Annotated in this window: 2 protein-coding genes; both read left to right on the forward strand. The window is 66.3% G+C overall.

Going from position 1 to position 1,344, the window contains the following annotated elements; genetic code table 11:
• On the forward strand, nt 1–460 hold a 460-nt coding region (locus EU811_RS22880), incomplete at its 5' end, for a GTP-binding protein (RefSeq protein ID WP_142940546.1).
• A 569-nt stretch (nt 461–1,029) separates the two neighbouring features.
• On the forward strand, nt 1,030–1,344 hold a 315-nt coding region (locus EU811_RS23985; protein WP_202979347.1), incomplete at its 3' end, for a nitrate- and nitrite sensing domain-containing protein.

A 1,344-nucleotide genomic window follows, 5' to 3' on the forward strand; every position in this document is an offset into this window, starting at 1 on the left:
GCTGCGCACCGAGGCCGTCATGACGTCCGCCTCGGCGGGTATCGACGACCTCACCCACACCGGGGACAAGACGACGACCACCGTCGCCATGGACTTCGGCCGTATCACCCTGGACCAGGACCTGATCCTGTACCTGTTCGGTACGCCCGGACAGGACCGTTTCTGGTTCATGTGGGACGACCTGGTACGCGGCGCGATCGGCGCCGTCGTGCTCGTGGACACCCGTCGTCTCGCCGACTGCTTCCCCGCGGTCGACTACTTCGAGAACAGCGGACTGCCGTTCGTCATAGCCCTGAACGGCTTCGACGGACACCAGCCGTACACGCCCGACGAGGTCCGCGAGGCCCTGCAGATCGGCCCGGACGCCCCGATCATCACGACGGACGCCCGCCACCGCGCGGACGCCAAGAGCGCGTTGATCACCCTGGTCGAGCACGCCCTGATGGCTCGCCTCCGCTAGGGAGCGTGCAGCGGGCTATGTCCTGGCGGGCCTGGCACACAAGTTGGCAACGCCGTACGGCAGTTGTCGTAGACGCACTGGAGCCGGCTGTGTCGTTTGACACGGTCGGCCTTGGTGTTCATAACGTTTCGACAGAGATATCGAGTGGTACCGACACGCGTCGCGGTCGTCTGATGCCGCTGTGCTCACAAAGGCCCCGCCTTTTGGCGGGGCTCGCTCTTTATGACCGTTTTATCTAGGGCTTACATCACTCGGAATCCTTGGTTCCGAGTGTTTGGACGAGCACACCCTGACGTGCTGGAATGCCAGAACTGCCCAGTAGTAAGGGCCGGAAGACACACGCGGCACGACGAAGGTGCACACGCCGAGAGGTTGTTGGTCGAGTGAGGCGTAGCAAGAACGGTCCCGAGCCGTCGGCACGGGGCAACTTCACCCCGCCGCCGCGCGGAGCGGCACCCGCACATGTGTCCGGCTCGGAGCCGGCGGCCCCACCCGCGAAGAGCGGCGGTCGCCTGTCCCCGCGCAACTGGCGCGTGCCCACCAGGCTGAACGCCATTCTCCTCATACCCGTGATCGTCGGGCTCGTCATGGGCGGCTTCCAGGTGAAGAGCTCCATCGACACCTGGCAGGAGGCCCAGGACGCGGAGAAGGTCGCCAAGATCGTCGACGCGGCCGGGCAGTACGCCGAGGCGCTCCTCAACGAGCGTGACGTCTCCGCCCAGCCGCTGCTGGAGGGCGACCGCGACAACGCGACGGTCAAGCAGGCCCGTGCCTTCACGGACCAGAAGCAGGACGCGTTCCACAAGGAAGTCGTCGGGATGCCGGCCGGCCAGGGCCTGGAGCGCCGGCTGAACCTGGTGGAGCAGGCCGAGCCCACGAGACTA

It is taken from the genome of Arthrobacter sp. TS-15, assembly GCF_006964045.1.
Classification (GTDB): domain Bacteria; phylum Actinomycetota; class Actinomycetes; order Actinomycetales; family Micrococcaceae; genus Arthrobacter.